Raw genomic sequence first — 21,837 nt, 5'->3', positions numbered from 1 at the left:
ACCTGCTCACGCCACCAAGCTTCCTTCGCCGCATCCCGGGGCACTCGACGCTGGGACATGAATTCGCTCCGAGGATTCGTTGTGATAAAACAAATCCCAGCCTAACATGCCACACAAGATGCGGTTCACCGGACGCTTACGTAATTGGTGGCACACCGCACACTAACGGTTGGACTTGGTGGCAGTACACAAGGAACGGCAAGGCCAGTGTTATTGACGAAATGAGACAAATGCATTTAAAGCAAAAGGGTCGTAATGGCCAACCGTGACACGAGACCGCGTCGGGCGGCCTCGTGTGCGTTCTGGATAGGAGCTCTGGCGATCTACTTGCGACCAATCAATGCGAATTGGCCCCGATCAACCTTCTTGAAACGGGCGTCTTTGCCCTTGGTGTTGATCTCTCGCAAGATCGAACTGTAAAGCGTGGCCTCGGGCGTCGCGCCGCCAGGGCTAGCCCATAATCCCTGCTTGGTCATGGCTTCAACCATCGCCTTGCAGTTCATCGTTTCGCCGGCCTTGGTCAGCACCGCAACCGCCGCCTCGATCTGGCTCAGCTTCTTGGCGTCCGCTTTGGCGGATGGTTTCGTTGCCTTCACCCTGCCGGGTTTGGTCGCCTTGGCGGTTTTCATCTTGGCGGGGCTCTTGGTCTTTGTCGCGGTCATGGTTCGTTCTCCTGGTCGCGATGGAAATGGCTGCCATCATCAGGCCCGGCCAACCACGGCCGAGCGACGCGCTCGCAGCGCGTTTCGGCTTACAAACCCAACTCGTTCATCAGACGGTTGTGTTCTGCAGCACCCAACATTTCGGTCAACGTGTTGGCGAACCATTCGACCTGCTGCAGGGCTTTCATCGCGTCTTCATTGGCCGGTTTGTAGAAGGATGCCGGTTGCAAGAAAGCGATGATCGCGGCGACGCCCTCGGGCGAGAGGTTGTCGCGGATCACCTGTTCAAAAGCTTCTTGGTCGACCGCCCCATTCATCCGTTCGTTGTTATTCGCGTTCATCGTTCTGGCTCCTAGTGGTTGGTGTCGCGGGTGGCCAATCCACCCGCTGTCACACACAGGAGCCAGGAATTCGGAGGCATTGCAAGGCATGCGGCACCGGGTGGCCATAATTCGTTGCTTTTCGCAGAATCGTTTCCTTAAATAAGTTTGGCCAAATGCTACTAAAGGGAGCTTTTCGCATTTCAGTGAATGCCGAGAAAACCCGCAAGACTGGGGGTGGAATCCTGTTGCTATGAACCGTCATTCACTCAAAGCACCTTGATAACGGTGAGCAAATCGACTAACATTCGACCCTGGGTATCACTTGACACCATTGCCTCGCTTGGACCTGGACAGCATGACAACTATTGGCACTAAAATTCGTGAATTTCGATCGACGAAAAACCTTACCCAGCAAGATGTTGCAGATGCGATTGGCGTCTCAAAGGTAACGGTTTTACGTTGGGAAAATGGATCGGCTCGCCCGAGCCCACTTGCCGCAGAGAAACTAGAAGAGCTCGGTCTGCGTAATATTACCCATGGTGATACCAACCTCGACGAGATTCCACGTATTCGACTTTCGGAATCACAATTGTCCCTGTTCACGGATGGTATTGATCAGGCTACGAAAAAGCCGCCCACGGAGGTCGTACCTGCAACCCTTACGCTGCAAGGGAAGGAATACAGTTGCATTCCAGCGCCCTACGTCGCCAACGGTCCGAGCAACCAACTCCCATTTTTTAAACGCTTATATGAACTGCAATCTACTTCTTCAAGCAAGCGCGCGGTTCCGCTAAAGCTTCTGGCAAATCGACTATCATCTGTGCAGTCTGTTGACGGAATCAAGGGTGCTACATCGCAATTTCAGCTAGAGAGTCCTCGTAGTCACGCGGCGCATTGGAACGCAAACTATGGTCCCCACGGATGGCATCGGTACATTGGTCGCTTTCCACCGCATTTGGTTCGCGCGTTGCTTAACCACTTCGCCTTAGGAGAAGGCTCAGTTGTATGTGATCCCTTTGCCGGAAGCGGAACCACGTTGGTCGAGGCACGCTTACTTGGAATCAAAGCGATTGGAATTGAAATATGCCCTTTATCTCAGCTGATCACAGCCGTGAAATCGCAATTTCCAGTCACGGCAGAACCATTCAAGCGAATATCGGTTGGGCTCAGAGACTTTTTCGAAGATCGATTTAGAGATTTTCACGCAAGCACGAAAGGTGCATCTTTTGATCACCTCGCCGTAGTTAACCGTCCAGGCAACATTCTGCAAAAGTTCACTAACTACGAAAAATGGTTAACGGCTGAAGCGATGCTAGGAGTTTCAATCGTTCTTGAGTTCGCAAACACGCTAGCTGGATATGAGCGTAACGCACTTCTCGTCGCGCTATCATCCCGCACGCGAAGCATCGGAAATGTTGACGTAGACGTAGCCAGAGCCGAATACCGTAAGACACCCCGCGAGAATGTCGACGTGCTTCACCTTGTAACTTCAGCCCTTAAAAAGATGCATGATGACATTGATCGAACTTTAAGCTCACATTCATGTACGATAGGTCCGCCTGATTCTTGTACTGTTATCAACGCTGACGTGCGAGAAGCGCCAATTGAAGAAGGGACTTTGGACTGCATTGTTACGTCGCCCCCCTATGGTGTGGAAGCATCAAGCTACCTTCGTTCTCACTTACTCAGCTATCGATGCCTCTCACCTTTTCTTCGCGAAGATCCATACGCATTCGGACAACGAGTGATTGGCTCTGAATACATTTGCGATGCCGAAGCTGGAGTTCCGAACTTTGGCTGTCAAGCAATAAGTAAGACATTTGCCTCATTTTTTAGTACGTGCCTAAATGACGCCCCACCAAAGAAGCTGCTCCAACGTGCGCACATGATGATGCATTTTTTCGATGACATGTCGATTGTTGCTGGCAGATTCACAAAATGGCTAAAAAGGCGAGGTCATGTCGCGTTTGTTGTTGGAAACAAGATGATTGGTGATCACTTAGTACCTACTGATGAAATCGTAACGGAAATATTTGCTTCGCATGGACTGAAGCTATACGAGAAGATATCTCACAAACTCAAATGCAATAACACGAATTCTCAAGTTCCCTGGCAGGAACGTGTCATTCAGGGTGAGCACATCCTTCTCTTCAGGAAGAAAGCATAAACATGCGTATTACTGAGTCATTAGTTCATTGTGCTGTACGTGCCTACCTAAAGCGATATGGTTGGTCGCTGGTTGCAGGCCAGTTTCCTGGAGGCACCGATGATGAATGCCACATTCTGAATGTCATGGACCCAGAGTTGTGTGGAGACAATTGTCCCGATCCTTCAAGGCATAGTGAAAACAAGCTTGTCCCTGATTTGTTTGCGTTGCGTGATGGCGTTTTGCTCGTCATTGAGATGAAACCTACTTATTCCGCTGACGATGCCGCTAAGCTCCGACTGTTACTTACAGAGAGACGTGCTCACTTAGATTTAGCACTTGTCACCTTTGCCCAAGATCGTTCCATACCCTTAGTCGCGACACCCAGCAACTTAGTCGTTGTGCCAGGGTTAGCATTTGGCTGGACTAGCCCACATCCACCAAACCCAGATTTTTGCCACTTCTTAGTCAAGTCGTTGAATGAAGTAACTGTGGTTCCCCCTTTAAGTCATGATGCTCCATCAATTGGCCAGTTATTCGTCTAGCAAGCACTATTCAGTTGCTCTTAGTCTATTTCATGGATAACCGAATGAAGACCGTCCGGATGCACAATGCCACACTTCGACTAGCAATTGAGAATAGCGATTGGAATTTCGCTGATTCAGATACTCGCGAGTACACGCATGGGATACATCGATACTCCGGGAAATTTATCCCGCAAATTGCACGACAAGCCATAGAATTGCTTACATTGCCTTCAGAGATCGTGCTCGACCCATTTTGTGGTTCGGGCACGACACTATTAGAGGCGGCGCTAGTGTCGCGTCGCGCTATCGGTGTCGACCTGAACCCACTCGCAGTCTTGATTGCACGCACTAAGTGCACACCGATCGACGCGACTAGCCGCAATAATCTTCTCCGCCTTCTACGCGATCGCATTGGAGAGTTGGAGGAAGGAGAAGGACTTCCCTTGTTTCAGCACGGCAACTCAAGTGACCATCGACTATTGTCAGAATGCGATGGTGACCCTCGGCTTTCCGATCCCTGGTTCGTTAAGTGGTTTGACAATGATGGCTTGATTCGATTGGTATGGCTTCATCGCATTATAGAAGACATTAACTCCACAGTCTGTCGCGACTTGGCAATGGTTGCGCTTAGCGACATTGTGCGTCGATGCAGTCATGCTGCTGGTGGCTATCCGAACGTGATGTACGACAAAAGCCGCAGACCACGACCTGACCCACTTCCTCTATTTCTTCGGCGGCTCGAAGAGATTGTCACATCAGTAGCAACATTGGATGGGACGAATTGCGAAGGATTTGTTGAAGTCCGACACCTACCGGCGCAGGCCACCAACTTAGAGAACGAATCCGTTGATGCAGTAGTTACTCATCCACCCTACATCGGTTCAGTACCATATGCAGAGTATGGAGCGATTAGCCTAAAATGGCTTGGTCACGACCCAAAATCGCTTGATAAGCAACTGACTGGTGGGCAACGTCAATCGTCAAATGTGCTTAGCCGCTTTCAATTGGCATATAAAGAAATGTTAGTCGAATCGTATCGGGTTCTTAAACCAGGCCGGCACATTTTTTTGATGGTCGGCCACCCGCTCGTAAAGGGCGTAAGAGTTGACCTTTCCGAAATTACTCGACAACTCGCCCTCGAAGCAGGCTTTGAAGAGTTTGCCTTCACCACGCGGCAAGGTGTAAACCGAAGGGCAAACAAAATGGGCGACGAAGATCTACTGTTCTTTCGGAAGCACCGGTAGCGCTTCGCTCGCGCTTTGATTCGCTGCTGATGGTCGCCATCCGGCTAGCACTAGTTCCGCAAGCACGCGATATGCAACGTAACCTCTTCCATAATTTACTGACGTAAGATACTCATACTCTTGCACGAGTTGTCGGTAAATAGGCTTTAGTTCGTCTGGCAACAGTACCTCGGACTCATGATATTTAGGGCTGTCGATCGGCATAGTTGTAGTTAGCTCAGGCTCGCAAGTTACAAGTCTTTTGCAAGAACAATCGCATCGGAGAACAGAATTGCATTAGCCACTTGCTTGAATAAACGTATGTCTTTTCGTGGCCGCTTGCCAGCTGCGGCGGTCTTCCACATGGAGTGAGATATCTCAGGGAAATGAAATACCATATTGCGAGTGCGCCTTGTTGGACCGCCCGCATACAAGTATTCGTATAGCATCCCCATTCCTGTGTATGGATCAGATCGGATGTATCGCATCCCAACGTTGTAAAGCACAGTCTCAGCAAGAGGCAGTTGTTTGTGTTCAGGGTAAGTTGTAAGTGACACAATGCGCGTATTGTCGTCGATGATTACTGAATTGGGCGGCACGTTGTACTGCTCTGGCTTTTCGACCTCTGCTGCAATGAATTTCGCACGTTCATCGAGCTGCCTGTCGTGAAATGACGACTTGCAGAAGTCAGAGTTGACTTGAGCGACTCCGCCGGTGTCGTACAATCCAAAGAATACCTGCAGATACTCTTTTAAGCGATCATCCTTCCACTGCTCACGCACAATCTCGTATCTCTTATCAACGGGCCAATTAATTGTCGTGACTGCAGTTTTCTCGATTCTTTCAACCGCGTCCATCGCATAAAAAAGGCGCAAGTTCATATACCGAGGCCCCTGTGTGTCACCTCCATGCTTAAATGCTGCGTAGGGACCAAAATACACTACTGGTGTGTCAGCTTGAGCAGCAGCTGCAAGTCGCGCGAATCGCTGACCAACATTGTGCCCGCTTGGGACTTCAATTGTTCGCTCTATAACGAGAATCGGTTTGTTGTCATGAATTACGATCGCGTCTGGCCGATCGTACTGAAGGATGCGGGTGATCTGGGCATTCCGGTTCTCAGACCCGGTGATGGGAGTCAATGATGCCGATTCGAACCGCGGGTGCAGCGACTTGAGCCACATGCCCTCTTGTAGGTCATCGTAAAGGATTTCGAATTCAGGAGTGGCAGGCATTTCTAATTCTCTCAGGTCTTAGTAAAGCGGCCAGCGATTAATCAATTGAGAAATGGCTGGCTTGCTATTCATTCACAGTAGGCGGCAGATAAGATTTTAGCGGTGGAGCATGTTTACCGCTATCCAGATAACTAAACAGGATTAGGAAAATACTGATTGGTCGATGTGTAGAACTTCGTTCACGTGCATAGTGCCACCGTTGAAACTGACTAATCCCGAGCCGCCGGGCTGGCAACCCGGCGGCTCACTGCATTTCAATCGAATTGTCAAAGAGCGAACGCAGGTTGCATCCGGTCGGCCAGACTACATTCGTGCGACGGGCGAGAAGCAACCAAAGCCGCGATAGTTTAAGTTGAAGTTTTTGAAGCCGCGGCAGCCGCGCCATCAAGCGCGTCTCGAACTGCATCATGTCGAGATGCCCCCCCAGGTTCGCTCGGCCGCGTGGTCATAGACCGTGCAGTTCGCACCGCACTCGGGACGCGACTCGCACGCCAGCGTGATGCTCACGCGTTTCTCCTTCAGCTTCAAACGGACGTCGACCACGTCTTACGTCTCGTCCAGGCCAAGCAGCAAACGGTAGTGTTGATGAAGTGTGTTCTTCACACTAAGATAACGGACGACCAGGGGGCCGCAAATTCCCCGAGAATTCAGTGGCTCCCTACTGACTTGGAAGATGAACCTGATTTATAACTATCATGTAAATTTCACTAGGTGATCTAACATTCAAGTGAGCGTCATGACAGAAGCACAATTCCATGAGTTCCAACGATTAAACAAACAGGGAAATGTATTGATTGGCATCGACATGCCATACGCACGCGAGGTTTATCTCAAGCTTTCCTATAAGGAAATTTATGAGCTAACCGGTGAACGGCCATATTTATCTAAAACATTTATATATGGTGCATTTTTAGCTACCTTTGCACTTCTATTTGCTAGCATTGTTTTATCAATCTACGCATTTAGCTGGTGGTCACTACTAATTATCCCAGCATTAGTATTTGTGCATATGTATAACATGGTCGCAGCCTCGATGAAAGTGAGAATGCTGGCCCCCTCATTACTAATTATTGTTCTTTTTGTATTGCTTGTTTCAGGGATTATTTCCAATAGCTTGACATCATGGTCTGCTTTCATTTTTGTAGCCAGCCTCTATTCAGCATGGGCATTGAAACAATTTCCTGCGGATTTACTTCGTAGTATGGTTACAAGAAACAGATTGGCAATGAATGCATTTAGTAAAGGAGTTAGATTAATATTCGACTCCGATGACTCAATACATTCCGATCAAAATACATCTCGCGTTGATGCTTTGAATATCAATGAAACTGATATTTACAGCTCTCCCTGTGCCCAACACTCTCCGAGCGCAATCTCGCCTGCTCGCGTTTCGCAAACACTTGAACTAGCGGCACTTGAAGAATCTGCGACCGACTCGTTTGCAGAAAACGGCATCCAACCCGCCAGGTCGCCAGTTCGCGGGAATAATCGCGACGACCTGGAAATCTGTTAAGCGGCGATGTCTGTTCGCGTCGCCTCCAAAATTGAAACGCGACGAATAAACAGCCGCGTGACTTTTCAGGCGAGCCACCGCACCAACTTCCAGTCCGGTCGTGCCGACCGTGACGTATGTTTGCTCAGGCGGGTTGCGCCTTTCGGGGTGCCAAAATGAATGCACTTCCACGATTTACAGCCATATTTGCAGTGTAATTCGATGACGAACGTTTTTCAGTCCCTGCTGCTAGTAATCGCCGGCGCGACCCAAAAAGAGCTGGCTCGCCAGGTGAAATACCTGAAGGTCGAGAACGAAATCCTCCGGAGCAAGTTGCCAAAACGCATCACGGTTACGCCGAAGGAAAAGAATCGGCTGGTGCGATTCGCGTTGAAGCTGGGTGGGAAGGTGCTGCGGCAGCTTACGACCATTGTGGCTCCCGACACGCTGCTGGGATGGATTCGGGCGGATAAGAAGGGCGGGAAGAAAACACCTGTGAAACGCGGCCGCCGTCGCACTCCGGAACAAATCCGCCAGGTCATCCTGAAGCTGGCGAAAGAGAACCAGTGGGGCTACACCCGCATTCTCGGCGAACTCAAAAAGCTCGGAGTCCGCTCGATCTCGCGAAACACCGTGAAGCGTATCCTGAAAGACGCCGGGTATGACCCTGGCCCCAAACGCGGCGAAGGCACCTGGGACGAGTTCATCAAGCAACACGCTGCGTCGCTCTGGCAATGCGACTTTTTCTCGAAGCGAATCCTCACACTGAAGGGCGTCCGCGAGGCGTTCGTCATCGCGTTCCTGAACGTGAAAACACGGCAAGTTATTCTCTCGCCGACCACGCTACATCCGAACGAAGAATGGGTGGTGGCGCAGGCCGAGTCGTTCGTGAAGCAGGCTCGCGAAAACGGATTGCCGATCACATACGTGCAGCGCGATCGCGACACCAAATTCACGAAGTCGTTCGACGCGAAGCTGAAGAGCCTCCGTGTGAAGATCAAACCCGGTGCTTTCCGGTCGCCCAACACAAACGCATTCGTGGAGCGGTTCATCCAATCCATCGAACAAGAATGCCTTGATCGATTCGTGATCTTCGGCGAGCAGCACATGGACCATGTGTGCGCGGAGTACGCCGCCCATTATCACGGGGAACGTCCGCATCAGTCGCTGGAGAATGAGCCGATTACTGCGCCGAAGAAACGCGGGCGACCGACGACGAAGCGAGGCAAGGCCGAAGACGAGATCGTGTCGCTGGCGGATGTGCGGTGCAAGCAGCGGCTGGGTGGTCTGTTGAAAAGCTACAGCCGAGCCGCCGCCTAACCTTCGCACCATCTTCCCAAGCGTTGTTTATTTCGGTGTGATTCGCGCAACACCCGGAATCCGCAGAAGTTTTTCCGCGATTCAGAGGCTGCCAATTAGCAATCCCAGACTTGAGAAGTGTTTTCTTCACCTTCTCATTTGTTGCTGGGAGTCTCTGATGGATGCTGAAAAACGGGATTTAATTCGTCGCACTCTGCGAAGCCTCGCTGAAGCACATGCCTCAATGATGGAATTGATGGAGCAAACGATGACCCTTCTCAACGAAGAGCTGGCTCTTGACGCCGTCACCTTCTGGAAAACGCGTCATTCGCCCACTGCATCTTCTCGTGTTGCCAGCGGCCTCGATATTGATCATGAGCATCTGCGAGTTTCGTTTCGGGGCAAGTCGTGTTTTCTCGGCAACACCCTACCGTTTCGGCTGTTAGCGCTACTCGCCAGTCGCCCGAATGTTTACCTCACCTACGAAGAACTCTTGGACGACGTGTGGGATGGACTTCGCTCCGATTCAGCGATTCGCAGCGTCGTCAAGCGATTACGTGCCATGTTGCGACGGGAAGGATTGCCCGAGTTAGCGGATGCCATAGATGGATCGATGCCCGGACGATACGGGCTGCGTGCCTCTCGATAGAGATCGAAAGTGCCACACAGATGCCACCGCCATGCCCCGCGCCGTGACACAGGCGTGGGCCACAATAATTCTCAACGTGAACGCGCTGGCCCATAGCGATTGTTGCGCGTAGCAGTTCCGCACCGTTGAGAGCGATCTTCCCATGACCCCAACTGTCACACTTCCTCAGCCCCGCTGTCGCGCTGCCCAGTACGTGCGAATGTCGACTGAGCACCAGCAATACTCGACCCTGAACCAGGAAGACGCCATCCTCGAATATGCGTCGCGGCGGGGCTACGAGATCGTGCGCACTTACGCCGACGCCGGAAAGAGTGGTCTCAATGTGGCGGGCCGTGAGCAACTGCGGAAGTTGATAGATGACGTTCAGAACGGGCGCGCGGACTTCTCCGCGATCTTGGTTTACGACATTAGCCGTTGGGGGCGATTTCAGGATGCCGACGAGAGCGCCTATTACGAATACCTTTGCAAGCGGGCGGGCATCGAAGTTCATTACTGCGCCGAGCAGTTTGAAAACGACGGCGGCCCCACATCGACGATCATCAAAAGTGTGAAGCGAGCGATGGCCGGGGAATACAGCCGCGAATTATCGTCCAAGGTTTTCAAGGGGCAATGTCGGCTGATCGAGTTGGGGTATCGCCAGGGCGGCATGGCTGGTTTCGGCTTGCGCCGGATGCTGATCAATCAGGTGGGCGAACCCAAGGGAACTTTGAATCGGGGCGAGAAGAAGAGCCTGCAAACCGATCGCGTGATCCTGGTGCCCGGCCCTGACGACGAATTGCAAATCGTTCGGTGGATTTACGAACAGTTCACGCATCAAGGACGACGGGAGTCGGAAATCGCCGCCGATCTCAACGCCCAAGGCGTCGCCACCGACTTGGGAAGAACGTGGTCGCGCGGAACCGTGCATCAGGTGCTGACGAACGAGAAATACGTCGGCAACAACGTTTACAACCGCACGTCCTTCAAGCTCAAGAAGAAGCACGTGCAGAACCCTCTTGATATGTGGGTTCGCGCCGATGGCGCGTTTCAGCCCGTCGTCACGCCCGAGGCGTACTTCATGGCGCAGGGAATAATTCAGGAGCGAGCACGCCGACTTTCGGACGAGGATATGTTGGTCCGATTGAAGTCCCTGATGAAGCACCATCCGGTTCTTTCCAGCCATTTGATCGACGCCGCTGAGGAATTGCCGAGCAGTGCGGCGTATCGAAATCGGTTCGGCAGTTTGCTCCAGGCCTATCGCTTGGCCGGCTACGAACCGGATCGCGATTACCGTTTCGTCGAAATCAATCGCGATCTGCGAGTGTTGTATCCCCAGTTGGTCACGGATGTCATGCGCCGCCTTGATTCGGTCGGGGCGACTGTCACGCAGGATGCTACCAGCGACTTATTGCTGATCAACGGCGAATACAGTGCGACGATGGTTCTTTCGCGCTGCCGACAAACGCCCGCGGGCTCACTCCGGTGGATGATTCAACTGGACCGGCAATTGGCTCCGGACATCACGATCCTGGTGCGAATGGATGCGGCAAATCAGAAGCCGGCCGACTTTTATTTGCTGCCGATCATGGATATCGACACGCCACGGCTGTTGCTCTGCGAAGCCAACGGAGCCTACCTCGACACGTATCAGTTTGACAACTTGGACTACTTCACCACGATGGCCGCGCGCCGAAAGATAGAGGATGCAACATGAGTTCGCAATTCGATCCCAAGGTCCGATCGATTCCGGTCGGACAGATCAACATTCTTAATCCGCGCGAGCGGGGCAAAAAGAAGTTCGCGCAGATCGTGGAAAATATCGCTAGGCTCGGGCTGAAGAAACCAATCACCGTTGCCCATGTCAGTGGCACCAATGGCGACTCGCGGTACGACTTGGTTTGCGGACAAGGTCGGCTGGAAGCGTACTTGGAATTGGGGCAATTGGAGATTCCAGCCATCGTCGTGGAGGGGACCAAGGAGGACCTCTTGCTCATGAGCCTTGCGGAGAACCTGGCACGCCGCAAGCATTCGACGGTGGAACTGGTTCGCGAGATCAGTTTGCTGAAGGAGCGCGGCTACAATCACACCGAAATTGCCCGAAAGACCGATCTTGACGTGACCTACGTGCGAGGAATTCTGCAGCTGCTCGCCAAGGGAGAAGAGCGGCTGTTGCAGGCCGTCGAAAAAGGGCAACTGCCCGTGAGCATCGCAATCACCATCGCCACCTCGGACGATAAGTCCGTGCAGCGTGCCTTGCAGGAAGCGTATGAACGCAACGATCTACGGGGAAAATCACTGCTGCGGGCGCGGCGTTTGATCGAAAGCCGCCGCTCGAAGGGCAAGAAGCCACGCGGCGGTCCGCGCAAGCCGGCGGACAAAGCCGTCTCGACCGAGGAATTGCTGAAGACGTTTCAGAACGAAACGATGAAGCAAAAGATGATCGTCCAAAAGGCGAAGATCTGCGAAACGCGGCTGTTGTTCGCGGTTTCCGCGGTCAGACAGCTCTTTCAGGACGACCATTTCGTGACCCTGCTGCGGGCGGAAGGCCTCGATTCCCTGCCGCAATACTTGGCGGGACAGATCGAAGGAAGCGAGGCGCGGTCATGAGCGACAAAGTGCGCATGTCGTGCGAGTCGGAAGTGAACTTGATTCCCCTTGCGAAAATCCTGCCAATGCGAATGCTCGACGCCGGAGTTCGTAAGTCGGTGAAATTTAAATGCATTGAGGCTTCTGTCAAGGAACTCGGCTTGATCGAACCACTTGTCGTGTTTCCTCAGCCGAACAGCGACGGCGCATTCATGCTGCTTGATGGACATGTACGACATTTGATCCTGAAAGAACAGCAACAGACGCACGCGAAGTGCCTGATTGCCACGGACGACGAAGGGTTCACCTACAATCACAAAGTCAGCCGCCTGTCCGCCATTCAAGAACACTTCATGATCATGCGGGCCATCAAGAACGGCGTGTCGGAATCGCGAATTGCGAGATCGCTCGACGTGGACGTGGGCACGATCCGTCAAAAACGAGACATGCTGGACGGCATTTGCCGTGAAGCGGTGCAGCTACTCAAGGACCGCCGCGCGACGGATAAAGCGTTCCGCGAGTTGCGGAAAGTTAAGCCAATGCGGCAGATTGAAATTGCCGAACTCATGTGCGCCGCCAGCAACTTTTCCGTGGGCTACGCCAAGTGCCTAGTGGCCGCGACGCCCGCCGAGCAAATGCTCGATGGTGATCGCCCCAAGGAACTGGGCGGCCTTTCGCCTGAGGACATTTCGAGGATGGAACACGAAATGGAATCGCTCGGACGGGAGTTCAAAGTGATCGAGGAATCCCACGGGAAGAACGTGCTGAATCTGGTGCTCGTCGTGGGCTATTTGCGAAAATTGCTGGATAACGCCCGAGTGGTCCGCTTCTTGTCGCCCAACCACCCGGAAATCCTGGTTGAGTTTCAGAAGCTCGTTGAAGCGAAGCATTTGCAGGACGCGAGCGACTCGTAAAGCAGGCAAATGCGGCCCTATCACGAAGAGCGCCCGCACCAGCCGCTGGAGAACGAGTTGCTCACCGCGCCGAAGAGACGCGGGCGACCAAAAACCAGGCGGGGCAAATTCGAAGATGAGATCGTGCCGCTGACGGATGTGCGGTGCAAGCAGCGGCTCGGCGGCTTGCTCAGGAGCTACAGACGCGAGGCGGCTTAGACGCCTTAGACGACGCCGTCAATTAAGGTAAATGCCGCACTGGGGTAGATCCCGGCGGAGGATTTCAAGGTACTTGTCATGGTGCTGAAATCCCGAGACGTGAAGCTCTTCCAGACTGACTAGACCACGAAGATATAGAAGGCCAGGACCACTCACCTGACTGCCAATGAGGTCAAGGTGCTTCAGTCCGCTCAGGCCTTGGAGGTATTGCAAGCCAGCGTCGGTGACAGCAGTACGTCGTAAACAGAGCCATTCGAGCGAGTTGAGATGCCGAATGAAGCGGAGGGTCCGATCCGAAATGCTGCTCGTCCGAGCTTCAAGTGTGGTTAGATACGGGATCTGCTCCATCAATTGATATGCGGCGTCGGGAAGCGACGCTTCATTCAAATCAATCGAATGCAGATGCGTCAGCTCACGACTAGCCCAGACGCACTCTACCCCGAACGCTTCGAGCGACTCTACCACTTCCTTGAGACTCATTGAGCCCGACATTTCCACCTCGCCGAGGTTGTTGCCTTCATCGTCATCTTCGTCGTCGCCGCCCACATCTTCACCGTCCTTAGTTACTTCAAGAGAGTAGCCGCCTTCCGAGAAATTGATGGCCTCAACCTCGCCATCGAATGGCTGTGCATCATCGACGATGGCGATGGAAGTCAGGAGATCGCGATACTCAGAGGCAAAGCCAGGTGAGGCCCGCCAGACCATTGACGTAAACGTGTCACCCCCGGTTTCTGGACGGTAGAAGTGCCCTTGAGATGTTACCACCAGATCGCCGTCGCCAATCTCAATGTTCCACCAATGATAAATCTCATGTGTGCCGTACACTCGACGCGGCCCAGTGACTTGAACTTCGATTTGAATGTCGCCCGCTATCGCGGGGAGAGCCTCAAAGACTTGCAAGACTCGCGCAATCGCCTCGAGCTGGCGAGGGTTCACCAATGTGGAGCGAGCCGTTTTCCAAAGCAGTGCTTGGGTGGCGGCAACAATAGTGTCGTCGTCTTGCGACAGCACGTACTGCTCTTCTTGTTCGAAGCTGTCTTCGTCGCTGTTCATGAGTGGCTATCTTCGATTTCAAGATCAGGTTGTTCTAACAGGAGCTTGGCGATTCCCCGGCCCCGCAATTCCAGCCATTCGTCTGGACGATCACCCAGCTCGCCTTGGAGCGGATAATCGTTTTGGTAATCGTCGAGCAGACTGATCATCGCGTGGTTCTTGAGCGCGGTCTTGGTCACAAACAAATCCTGGAATAGCACACCGGCATAAGCCACGCCAGGCGTCGTGCGGGCGAATTCGGTCTAGGAATTGTGACTGTTGTGTCACCAGATTTCGTTTGCCGAAAGTCCCTATCGCGCCAGCGATAGTTCATTCAACAATTACCACGGACGAGGTTATCTTCGCAACGCTTCGTCGATCAGTTTTGCAATTCGTTCGGCATCTAACGCACCGCCTGGGTCATCCCACGTTTCCAGCAATGTTCCGACTTCGCCGCCACCTTCCTCCCAGGGGAGGATACCCGCCTCAAAATAGTCCTCTTTCTTTTTCTTCCAGCGGGCGCGGTAACCCGGATCATCGAGCAAGCCAAGGTGTTCCCAGTAGAAGGTAATGCCCCGCGCATGGTCAGTGATTGTGAAATCGGGATATCGAACGCGGCCGCTCGGCAAAACCACGGGCTGTTCATAACCGTACTCAATGCCCCGCAAGAACAGCTTGTCAGCAATAACAAGTTCAGATTTGGAGCGAACGAGGTCACCTCGCTCGGTGCGATGAATCAGCCCGTCTTCAAGAAATCGCTGTTGCGCTCCGACGGTGACCGCGCGGGGAAGCGGATCGACGAACAAATTCGTCAAACGCCGAGCGATTTCGGAATACTCCTCACCTGAATAGCAGCGGTAATCGGTGAGGGGTCCCTGGTGAAGTACGACGAGGCAGTTCTGATGTCGCGTTAGAGCTGTGTACAGCAATTCTCGTGAAAGCAGCCAACACGGATTCGAAAGTACTACGAAAGTAATGCCGAACTCACTTCCCTGGGTCTTATGCACGGTAAGGCAGTAGGCGAGTTCGAGCGGATTTTTGCCTTCGTCACCAAATTCCCCAGCATAAAAGCCATATTTGGGACCGAGTTGGCCTGCGAACTCGATCTCGAGCTTCCAAGGTAACCCCTTAAATTTTTGGGTCTTGTATTGACCGACAACGATCCCGATGTCTCCATTCGCGATGTAAGCATCCTCTTTCGGCGCTGGCCAGACGTCTCGACGGCGCTGGTTAATTACGTTGATCACCTTATCGCCGTAAAGAATCGCCTGCGGCCCCATCGGGCGCGGAACTTTGCGATTCCAACCATCAGCCAAGGCGAGTTCCCTTACTTGTCGTCGAAACCGATCCTGGATCAGCCGATTCAGCGCATCGACGCCGACCAGGCCAGGTCGCACTGGCGACAAGATCTGCCACGCCTCTGCCTTAGCTGCGGCTCCGGGGTTGTCGCCGAACTTGTTCCAGAAGAATGCCCACGGAATATCTCCATGCCGTTGACCGCCTAGCGATTCCTCAAAGCCTAATTCGTCCTCTGGACCAGATAGTTTAAGTGCATGGACGAGTTCTTCGATGAGCTTGCTTTGTAGTTCTTGCGGATTATTCCATTGCACCAAACGGAGGCGGTTGCTCGTGTGCGCACCGAGTAAGTCCCACACGGCGTCCGCACCCGGGTCCGGCGGCCGACCGCCGAAGTGCGACGCGAGCAGTACATCTTCTGACGCCCCGCCACGCTGTCGCCGTGGGATTGTCAACTCGGCATATCCCGGCCTGCACTTGGGAAAGATTGTATCTACGTTGCTCGGCGACAATTCATTGACAATATCGACGAAGGGACGACCTGGACCTATGGGCGGGAGCTGACGCGCATCGCCAACGAGAACCAAGCGGTCGACGTTCGTCAGCGAGTCAATGAGCGCGGCCAACTGCTCCTCGGTAAGCATTGAGCACTCATCCACAATCACCGTGCGATAGTCCTTACATCGAGTTGCCTTTCGGTTCGGAAAGTAAGCGCCAGTTTCACCGTTGTATCGCTTGTGGGTGATGAGGAACTGGGCGAGGGTCTGGCCAGAACCGCGCAGGCCGGTTTGCTCCTCGAGCCGCACGCGTGCTTTTCCGGTTGGCGCAAGAAGCAATATGCCCTTCGATGACACCTCGGTAAGACTGCAGAGCATGCGCAGGAGCGTTGTCTTACCCGTTCCGGCGGGTCCAATTAGCACTGACAATCGTGAACGGAAAAGCTGTTCAAGCGCGGCCCCCTTTTCAATCCTTGCGCGATCCTCAAGTTCGCGTTCCTCTGCCGCATCCGGGAGCGGTTGATTCAACCCCACGTCTACCAGAGTCCGCCAATCTTGGCTCGACACATGCGGTTTTCCAGTCTTTCGCCCGAGGACTTCCGAGCGAATGATCTTCCGGCATTCCACCAGCCGATCGATTTGATAAGCAGCCTCGCCAGAACGGGTTGCCACCCGATCTATGATCGGCGAGAAACAGTCTTCTGTCGCGTCGAGAACATTGGTGCCGAGCGGGCAAGGCGGCTGGAGCGACCGCTCACGCGCACGTTCAATAACCCAGTTTTGAGGCAAAAGGGCATGTCCCTGCCCTGACGCTTCCTCGAGAAGATCGACAACCAGGGCCCGCACTCGCCTTGAATCGGCTGGGTCAGCCACACGCGTTGGCTCAGAAACCGGGAACTTTTCACGAATGGCTTCGTCGGGAAACAGCCCGCGATCCACGGCCCCAAAAGCAATTGGAACAGCCGCGTTGCGATCACGCTCAAACAGCAGATACGGATTGCCAAGTAGTTGGGCATCACTCGACTCGATGCCAGCATTAGTTCGGATGGTGTGATCATAGAGGCGAAGGGCTTGCTCCTCCGTTATCGCACATCGGCTGAGCATTTCGAGCAGTCTACGTCGCTCAGGCGCAAGAAGCTTCCAACCTTTCCGTAAACTCGGCTGCAGTAACTTTGCAATTGGACTATCGAGCTTCGACGGAGCCTCCATCACGGCGTCAACGATTTTCCAGGGGTCACCACCGCCCTGGCGCTCAATCATCAATTCAATTTCATAGGCGAGGAGACTTCCATGTTGGAATCCCCACTCAAAGCCGAACGCCGATAGCGCAGAACCGAGGCCTGGAAAGGCCCCACGAGCTTTCCACAGCCGATTAAGCTGAGAGTCGACCCAGGCGAGCGCCTGGTCCCAAGGTCCTTCGATCCGGCCTCGAATGCGATGCAGCGTAGCAGCGCACGTAACAAGCGATGCCACCGCCGCATCATGACGCAGGAGTTCGCAGCCATAAGAATACTCGTTGAAATGTTCGTCGGGTGCGAAGGCGACGAACTCTTCTGGGTTGATACCGTCCCGATCGGCGAGTTCCAATGCCTCGCGGTATGGAAACAAGAAGCCGTCGACAAACCCAGGTCGAATCGAATGTCCAATATTGCGTTCCCAAAGCACGCACCGCAGCGGTGGGTTACTACCCCGAACTTTGTATTCCGTCGCGTCGCCCACGGATAGAACTCGTCCAACGCCGATGATCACTCGCCGGGACTGCTCGGATAATGGAGTGCGCTTGGCATAGATAAAGCACAATGACTCTTCAGGGCGAAGCGCGCCAAAAAAAGTATCCAGCAACGCCAATTGATTGTCGCGTTCCTGAATCCAGTCAGTCTCAACCTCTTTGCCCGTTCGATTGCGAATATCGGGTTCTCGCTCTGGAACCCAGCCGAGTTTGAGTCGCTCGGCTAAGCCTACCAACCGTTCCTTGGGATTTCCCTCGACCATCTCACGGAGCATCCAGCGAAACGGCACGCACACGGCTGAATGAGGCTGCTGTACGAATCTCGTCGGCTCGAAATGACCATGCGTTTCGGGATAGATCTCTGTGTAAGGATGTGAAATCGTTCGTGCGAGTTCGAACGGGGCCATGAATGACACGCGTTCTCCTACACACGGCGGAAGCTCGTCTGCCGTCAATTCGTCGAGTCGTCTGCCGGCGCAGCGACTCTCTACGTCATCACGTTTTCCCACACCGATCCGAGGCAGAATGAGGCAACTCGTATTTGCAAGCGGTTTCACACAGAGTGAACCTGACCAGCCGCTGTCATGCCACGGGACGCGAATCGTAATGTGATGCATCGGTAGGCGACGAGCATCGGAAGAGAAAGTTTTCATGGCGTGTATTGTCGAATATTGGAGGTTGGGGGTTACACGCGAGGAGTCGTCGCGCAATGATCAGTTATCGCTTTCAAGTCGCATCGCAGGGAACCGCATGACCTTAGCCCCTCATTCGTATCGTCGTCGAAGGTGAACAGAGGCTTTTTGAGAGCTATCGCGTTTCTTGCGGTCGCTTCAGCATTGCCACCGGGCGATGCGTGGGGAATCAAGACGGCTGCGGAGATGGCCACCACGAACTCGTTACGAGAGTGAGCTAGAAATTTCGTCGCGCGACGTTGACTACCGCCAAATGGAGAAACCACAAGGAGTCTGCCGGCATCGATCGCGCCGCGCCAGTCGGCAGGCAGTCGGGCTCCGCTGGGATGCTTTGCGGGGCAGACGATGATGGGTTGCTTTCCGCGCAATAGAAACTGGAGGCATTCCTGTTCCATTGGCGAATGGAAACCTCCCGCCACGATGACGCCCGCATCGCGCAGTTCTCTGATCGCATCGAAGGCCTTGATCACGACGCTGCCGAGGCATTGCACCGAGCAGATCAGCCCGAGACACTTCTGGTTCAGAATTGCTCGATCACCGAGCCCGTAGATCGTTCTTTCGCCGCTGAACGACGGGGTGTTGGCGAGGCCCGCCGGGAAATGAAGATCGCCTGGGGCTACCGACCACACTTCGCGATCCTGCGTCGCCGTCGCCACGCCGCGATCAATTTCCCTGCGTCGATTCGTCGCCTTGGGTTCATGATTCATCGGCCGGCCTCCCCGCGTCTCGGTCTTGCCGGAGAAAAATCTGAATGCTATCCATCGGAAGCTCAAAGGCATCCAATAGCCGACGAATTACGTCTCGTATGCTGTTGGCCGAAAGATTCGCCTCGATGTACAGATCGCCGCACACCGCCATCGGCTTACGCAGGGTGGACGCGTTGCACGTGACAGTATGATGCCCGCGATTGCTGACAAACTCAGGATGACTTTCCAAGCCGCGAAACCGATCTTCGTTGCGAGCGTAAAGCTGCTGGCACACCAATTCGTACAGCCGCTGCCAGGTCGTGACTCCGGTCGTCCCGCGACCATCGAGCACGAATCCATGCGGGCGCTTGTATGTAAAGTTCTCGTCGAGAGAGTGCGGTTGCTCTCGGTTCAATTCCGCGACGATTCGGGCATTCTGTTCACCGTTGTCATCACCAGTCTGCTCCGCCTCTTCAAGCCGCACGCTCGTGTACTGCTGCACGAGCGCCGACAGTTCACAGGCAATCTGGTCGAATGCAGCCGCCTTGGCGTTATAGGCCCGCTTGAATTCCACGCCCGAATCGAGGGCCTGCGGGTCGTTGTGATCGATGGAATGCCAAATGTCGTCCGACAGCGCCAGGAGATTCTCCCGCACTGCTTCGAGGTCTTCCAAGATCTGCCGTGTACGCGACGTTGCCGAGGGATTGGTGGGCGTCATGGGTCCTTTATTCCGTGGAGTCGGGTTTCAAATCGTTCGAAACGGATGTGGCCTCTTCGCGAAAGCCGTAACGCAACAGCAACTGCTCCAGCTTTTCTTCAGCCTTTGCCTGGATTTGGCGAACTCGCTCACGGGTAAGGCCTAACGCCTCTGCGACTTCCTGCAGCGTGTGCTCGCGCGGGCTGAAGCCATAGCGGAGCTTCAAAATCACTTTTTGCTGGGGATGTAGCGAATGCACGGCTCGACTGATTTGATCGTCGTTCGCAGCCAGCGGCGAGTGATCATTGCTTTTGCTGTTTATTTTTTGGAGCAGCAGTTCAAGAGTGTCCTCTGCCTGAGCGTAAATCCTGCGAACGCGGTCACATCTCAAACCCAGTACTTCGGCAAGTTCCTGCAATTCGAGTCCGTTAACTTGGAAGCCGTATCGCAGTCGCAAAATGAGCCTTTGCCGAGCGCTCAGGGACAGAAGTCCGTTCTGAATTTCTTCCTCTAACTCTTTGGCGCAAGTCTGATCGAGCGAACGCTCAACGTCGTCCACGAGCGTAAGCTGCAATCGCTGGGATTTATCCACGTCTGAAAACGGCTGAAAACCGCTGGTATGACAAAACGCTAACCAGTGCGCGGAGGACACTCCAGCTTTGGCTATTTCCGACGCAAACCGCTCACGTCCTTCGTGTTCGCCATGCGAGGCGATGAGGCGGACTTGCTTGAACGCCAATTTGTAGCAGCGCCAGAACACGTTTGGCGGCATGCGAATCGGCAAGCTCCACTCGAGTCCGTATCGTTGGCAACATTGTCTGATCCAATAGCTGGCATACGTGGAAAACTGGAATCCACGTTCCGGGTCGAATCGGCGTGCCGCCTCGATCAGTCCAATCATCGCGGTTTGTTCGGCATCTTCAGGGTCCATTTCGAACCAGCGAACGAGCATTCGTGAAGCTCGCCGGGCGAGCGGCATGTGAAACTCCACGAATCGTCCTAATGCGCCAGGTTCGCCGCGTTTCACCGACATTGCGAGCGAATCGCTTTGCGTCGCATACCACGGGTGCTTGGCAAAAAGGTTGAGCTCACTGTCGGGAAGCAGTGCCTGCCGGACGCGCACCAATACGTCCGGCAATGTCGTCTGCTCCTCCTCCGCCAGCGTGACCGACAGGCCGGCAATGCGTTCCAATAATCGCGGTGGCGGCTCGTGGGAGAAAAAGGGGTGCTCCCGATGGACAATTCGGCGATCACCTGCCAGCGTTGTTGCCCATTGCCAAACCTGTTTGCGGGGTGTTTCGCAGGAATGAATGAGGATGTGTTCGTGATAAGACTTGCGAAGCTTTCGCTGCAACTCTCTCAGCACCGGGCGATTGGCCAGCACGGTGCGATGGGTTGGGCAAAGGAAGACTGTAAACCCTCGCTTCTGAGCAACTGCCTCCAGGGTCACATGCACATCTTGGTGTGTGAGCGATACGTTAGCGCGCACATAGTCCCAGCCAAGACATTCGATAAACAAATGCTCGAAGGCGTGGCCAGCAAGTGCGGATTCGACATCACCCATCGCCGTTTTCTCACTCGATATGGTCGACTCCCGATGCGACATTAAAGGCCACGCGAGCCCAATGTTTGACCGTGGTCGGTACTGGTGTGCCGGGTTTAACAAGGAAGTATTTGGTTAGTCCTTTGTACATCATGCCGGGAGGCGCATCGGTAAGAAAGTCATCCGCAAATGTGTCGGGAAGAGAAAAGCCGATTACGACGTTCTTCGCCGTCTTAAGCCAAACAACCGCATAGACCGCGGAATTCACCTCATGCGATACTGCGAACTTGGCGTAGATAGTCGTAAGCTCTGCACGAGTGCCCGGCGCGGCCGACAGCACCTGCTCGCTAATGTCAACAACAGTTTCGCGGATATCGTCCCATGTCGATCCACGCAAGCGATCAGTGATCCGAGGATCTAGCCCATCCATTGATT

The 21,837-nt window shown here is 53.8% G+C and carries 20 protein-coding genes and 1 other RNA gene; 9 read left to right on the top strand and 12 right to left on the bottom strand.

The genetic code is table 11. The features are described 5' to 3' along the window. Positions 1 to 323 precede the first annotated feature (323 nt). The 3 genes from AC6T8Q_RS03590 to AC6T8Q_RS03580 form a co-directional block, all read right to left on the bottom strand. Positions 324 to 662 (bottom strand): winged helix-turn-helix domain-containing protein, encoded by a 339-nt coding sequence (locus AC6T8Q_RS03590; protein ID WP_500677777.1) that lies wholly within the window; start codon positions 660 to 662, stop codon positions 324 to 326. A gap of 24 nt (positions 663 to 686) precedes the next feature. Beyond that, positions 687 to 752: hammerhead ribozyme type II (locus tag AC6T8Q_RS03585), an RNA gene on the bottom strand. Then, positions 752 to 1,003 (bottom strand): hypothetical protein, encoded by a 252-nt coding sequence (locus AC6T8Q_RS03580; protein ID WP_500677776.1) that lies wholly within the window; start codon positions 1,001 to 1,003, stop codon positions 752 to 754. Before AC6T8Q_RS03580 ends, AC6T8Q_RS03585 begins: the two co-directional genes overlap by 1 nt. Before the next feature lie 337 nt (positions 1,004 to 1,340). On the opposite strand from AC6T8Q_RS03580, the gene AC6T8Q_RS03575 reads away from it, so the two are divergent. The 3 genes from AC6T8Q_RS03575 to AC6T8Q_RS03565 are packed head-to-tail and all read left to right on the top strand — an operon-like array spanning position 1,341 to position 4,902. Beyond that, a complete protein-coding gene (locus AC6T8Q_RS03575; RefSeq protein WP_500677775.1) occupies positions 1,341 to 3,152 on the top strand; it encodes a DNA methyltransferase in 1,812 nt (603 codons plus the stop codon). A gap of 2 nt (positions 3,153 to 3,154) precedes the next feature. Further along, positions 3,155 to 3,676, top strand: coding sequence for a hypothetical protein (locus tag AC6T8Q_RS03570; protein WP_500677774.1), 522 nt, complete (start codon positions 3,155 to 3,157; stop codon positions 3,674 to 3,676). Positions 3,677 to 3,720: 44 nt separating this feature from the next. Continuing rightward, complete coding sequence (locus AC6T8Q_RS03565) at positions 3,721 to 4,902, top strand: TRM11 family SAM-dependent methyltransferase (RefSeq protein WP_500677773.1); 1,182 nt, start codon at positions 3,721 to 3,723, stop codon at positions 4,900 to 4,902. Between the two features lie 230 nt (positions 4,903 to 5,132). Here the strand turns inward: AC6T8Q_RS03565 and AC6T8Q_RS03560 are convergent, their stop codons facing one another. Together AC6T8Q_RS03560 and AC6T8Q_RS03555 are read right to left on the bottom strand one after the other, a co-directional pair. Further along, complete coding sequence (locus AC6T8Q_RS03560) at positions 5,133 to 6,113, bottom strand: hypothetical protein (RefSeq protein WP_500677772.1); 981 nt, start codon at positions 6,111 to 6,113, stop codon at positions 5,133 to 5,135. A gap of 405 nt (positions 6,114 to 6,518) precedes the next feature. After that, positions 6,519 to 6,656, bottom strand: a complete 138-nt coding sequence (locus AC6T8Q_RS03555) for a hypothetical protein (RefSeq protein WP_500677771.1) — start codon at positions 6,654 to 6,656, stop codon at positions 6,519 to 6,521. Between the two features lie 193 nt (positions 6,657 to 6,849). Between AC6T8Q_RS03555 and AC6T8Q_RS03550 the strand changes: the two genes are divergently transcribed. From AC6T8Q_RS03550 to AC6T8Q_RS03525, 6 genes are all read left to right on the top strand, one after another. After that, positions 6,850 to 7,626: a hypothetical protein gene (locus tag AC6T8Q_RS03550; RefSeq protein ID WP_500677770.1), complete on the top strand. Its 777-nt coding sequence runs from the start codon at positions 6,850 to 6,852 to the stop codon at positions 7,624 to 7,626. A gap of 201 nt (positions 7,627 to 7,827) precedes the next feature. Continuing rightward, the gene (locus AC6T8Q_RS03545) at positions 7,828 to 8,925 is read left to right on the top strand and encodes an integrase core domain-containing protein (protein ID WP_500677769.1); all 1,098 of its coding nucleotides are present in this window, start codon (positions 7,828 to 7,830) and stop codon (positions 8,923 to 8,925) included. 157 nt (positions 8,926 to 9,082) lie between these two features. Next, positions 9,083 to 9,553: a winged helix-turn-helix domain-containing protein gene (locus AC6T8Q_RS03540; protein ID WP_500677768.1), complete on the top strand. Its 471-nt coding sequence runs from the start codon at positions 9,083 to 9,085 to the stop codon at positions 9,551 to 9,553. 142 nt (positions 9,554 to 9,695) lie between these two features. Next, positions 9,696 to 11,246: a recombinase family protein gene (locus tag AC6T8Q_RS03535; RefSeq protein WP_500677767.1), complete on the top strand. Its 1,551-nt coding sequence runs from the start codon at positions 9,696 to 9,698 to the stop codon at positions 11,244 to 11,246. After that, positions 11,243 to 12,139, top strand: coding sequence for a plasmid partitioning protein RepB C-terminal domain-containing protein (locus AC6T8Q_RS03530; protein ID WP_500677766.1), 897 nt, complete (start codon positions 11,243 to 11,245; stop codon positions 12,137 to 12,139). The genes AC6T8Q_RS03535 and AC6T8Q_RS03530 overlap by 4 nt, the downstream gene beginning before the upstream one ends. Further along, a complete protein-coding gene (locus tag AC6T8Q_RS03525; protein WP_500677765.1) occupies positions 12,136 to 13,032 on the top strand; it encodes a plasmid partitioning protein RepB C-terminal domain-containing protein in 897 nt (298 codons plus the stop codon). The genes AC6T8Q_RS03530 and AC6T8Q_RS03525 overlap by 4 nt, the downstream gene beginning before the upstream one ends. A 216-nt stretch (positions 13,033 to 13,248) precedes the next feature. Here AC6T8Q_RS03525 and AC6T8Q_RS03520 read toward each other — a convergent pair whose 3' ends face one another. The 7 genes from AC6T8Q_RS03520 to AC6T8Q_RS03490 form a co-directional block, all read right to left on the bottom strand. Next, positions 13,249 to 14,283 (bottom strand): hypothetical protein, encoded by a 1,035-nt coding sequence (locus AC6T8Q_RS03520; RefSeq protein WP_500677764.1) that lies wholly within the window; start codon positions 14,281 to 14,283, stop codon positions 13,249 to 13,251. Beyond that, the gene (locus AC6T8Q_RS03515) at positions 14,280 to 14,462 is read right to left on the bottom strand and encodes a hypothetical protein (RefSeq protein WP_500677763.1); all 183 of its coding nucleotides are present in this window, start codon (positions 14,460 to 14,462) and stop codon (positions 14,280 to 14,282) included. The genes AC6T8Q_RS03520 and AC6T8Q_RS03515 overlap by 4 nt, the downstream gene beginning before the upstream one ends. A 156-nt stretch (positions 14,463 to 14,618) precedes the next feature. Continuing rightward, a complete protein-coding gene (locus AC6T8Q_RS03510) occupies positions 14,619 to 18,437 on the bottom strand; it encodes an AAA family ATPase (RefSeq protein ID WP_500677762.1) in 3,819 nt (1,272 codons plus the stop codon). Positions 18,438 to 18,469: 32 nt separating this feature from the next. Further along, positions 18,470 to 19,183 (bottom strand): DNA-processing protein DprA, encoded by a 714-nt coding sequence (locus tag AC6T8Q_RS03505; RefSeq protein WP_500677761.1) that lies wholly within the window; start codon positions 19,181 to 19,183, stop codon positions 18,470 to 18,472. After that, positions 19,173 to 19,880: a hypothetical protein gene (locus AC6T8Q_RS03500; protein WP_500677760.1), complete on the bottom strand. Its 708-nt coding sequence runs from the start codon at positions 19,878 to 19,880 to the stop codon at positions 19,173 to 19,175. Before AC6T8Q_RS03500 ends, AC6T8Q_RS03505 begins: the two co-directional genes overlap by 11 nt. A 7-nt stretch (positions 19,881 to 19,887) precedes the next feature. Further along, positions 19,888 to 21,423, bottom strand: a complete 1,536-nt coding sequence (locus tag AC6T8Q_RS03495) for a sigma-70 family RNA polymerase sigma factor (RefSeq protein ID WP_500677759.1) — start codon at positions 21,421 to 21,423, stop codon at positions 19,888 to 19,890. 10 nt (positions 21,424 to 21,433) lie between these two features. Beyond that, positions 21,434 to 21,832: a hypothetical protein gene (locus tag AC6T8Q_RS03490; RefSeq protein WP_500677758.1), complete on the bottom strand. Its 399-nt coding sequence runs from the start codon at positions 21,830 to 21,832 to the stop codon at positions 21,434 to 21,436. Between the last annotated feature and the right edge of the window lie 5 nt (positions 21,833 to 21,837).

The sequence above is a fragment of the Bythopirellula sp. genome, assembly GCF_041737835.1.
Lineage (GTDB): Bacteria > Planctomycetota > Planctomycetia > Pirellulales > Lacipirellulaceae > Bythopirellula.
Note: the sequence above shows the minus strand (reverse complement) of the source record. Positions and strands in the feature narration are given on the sequence as shown.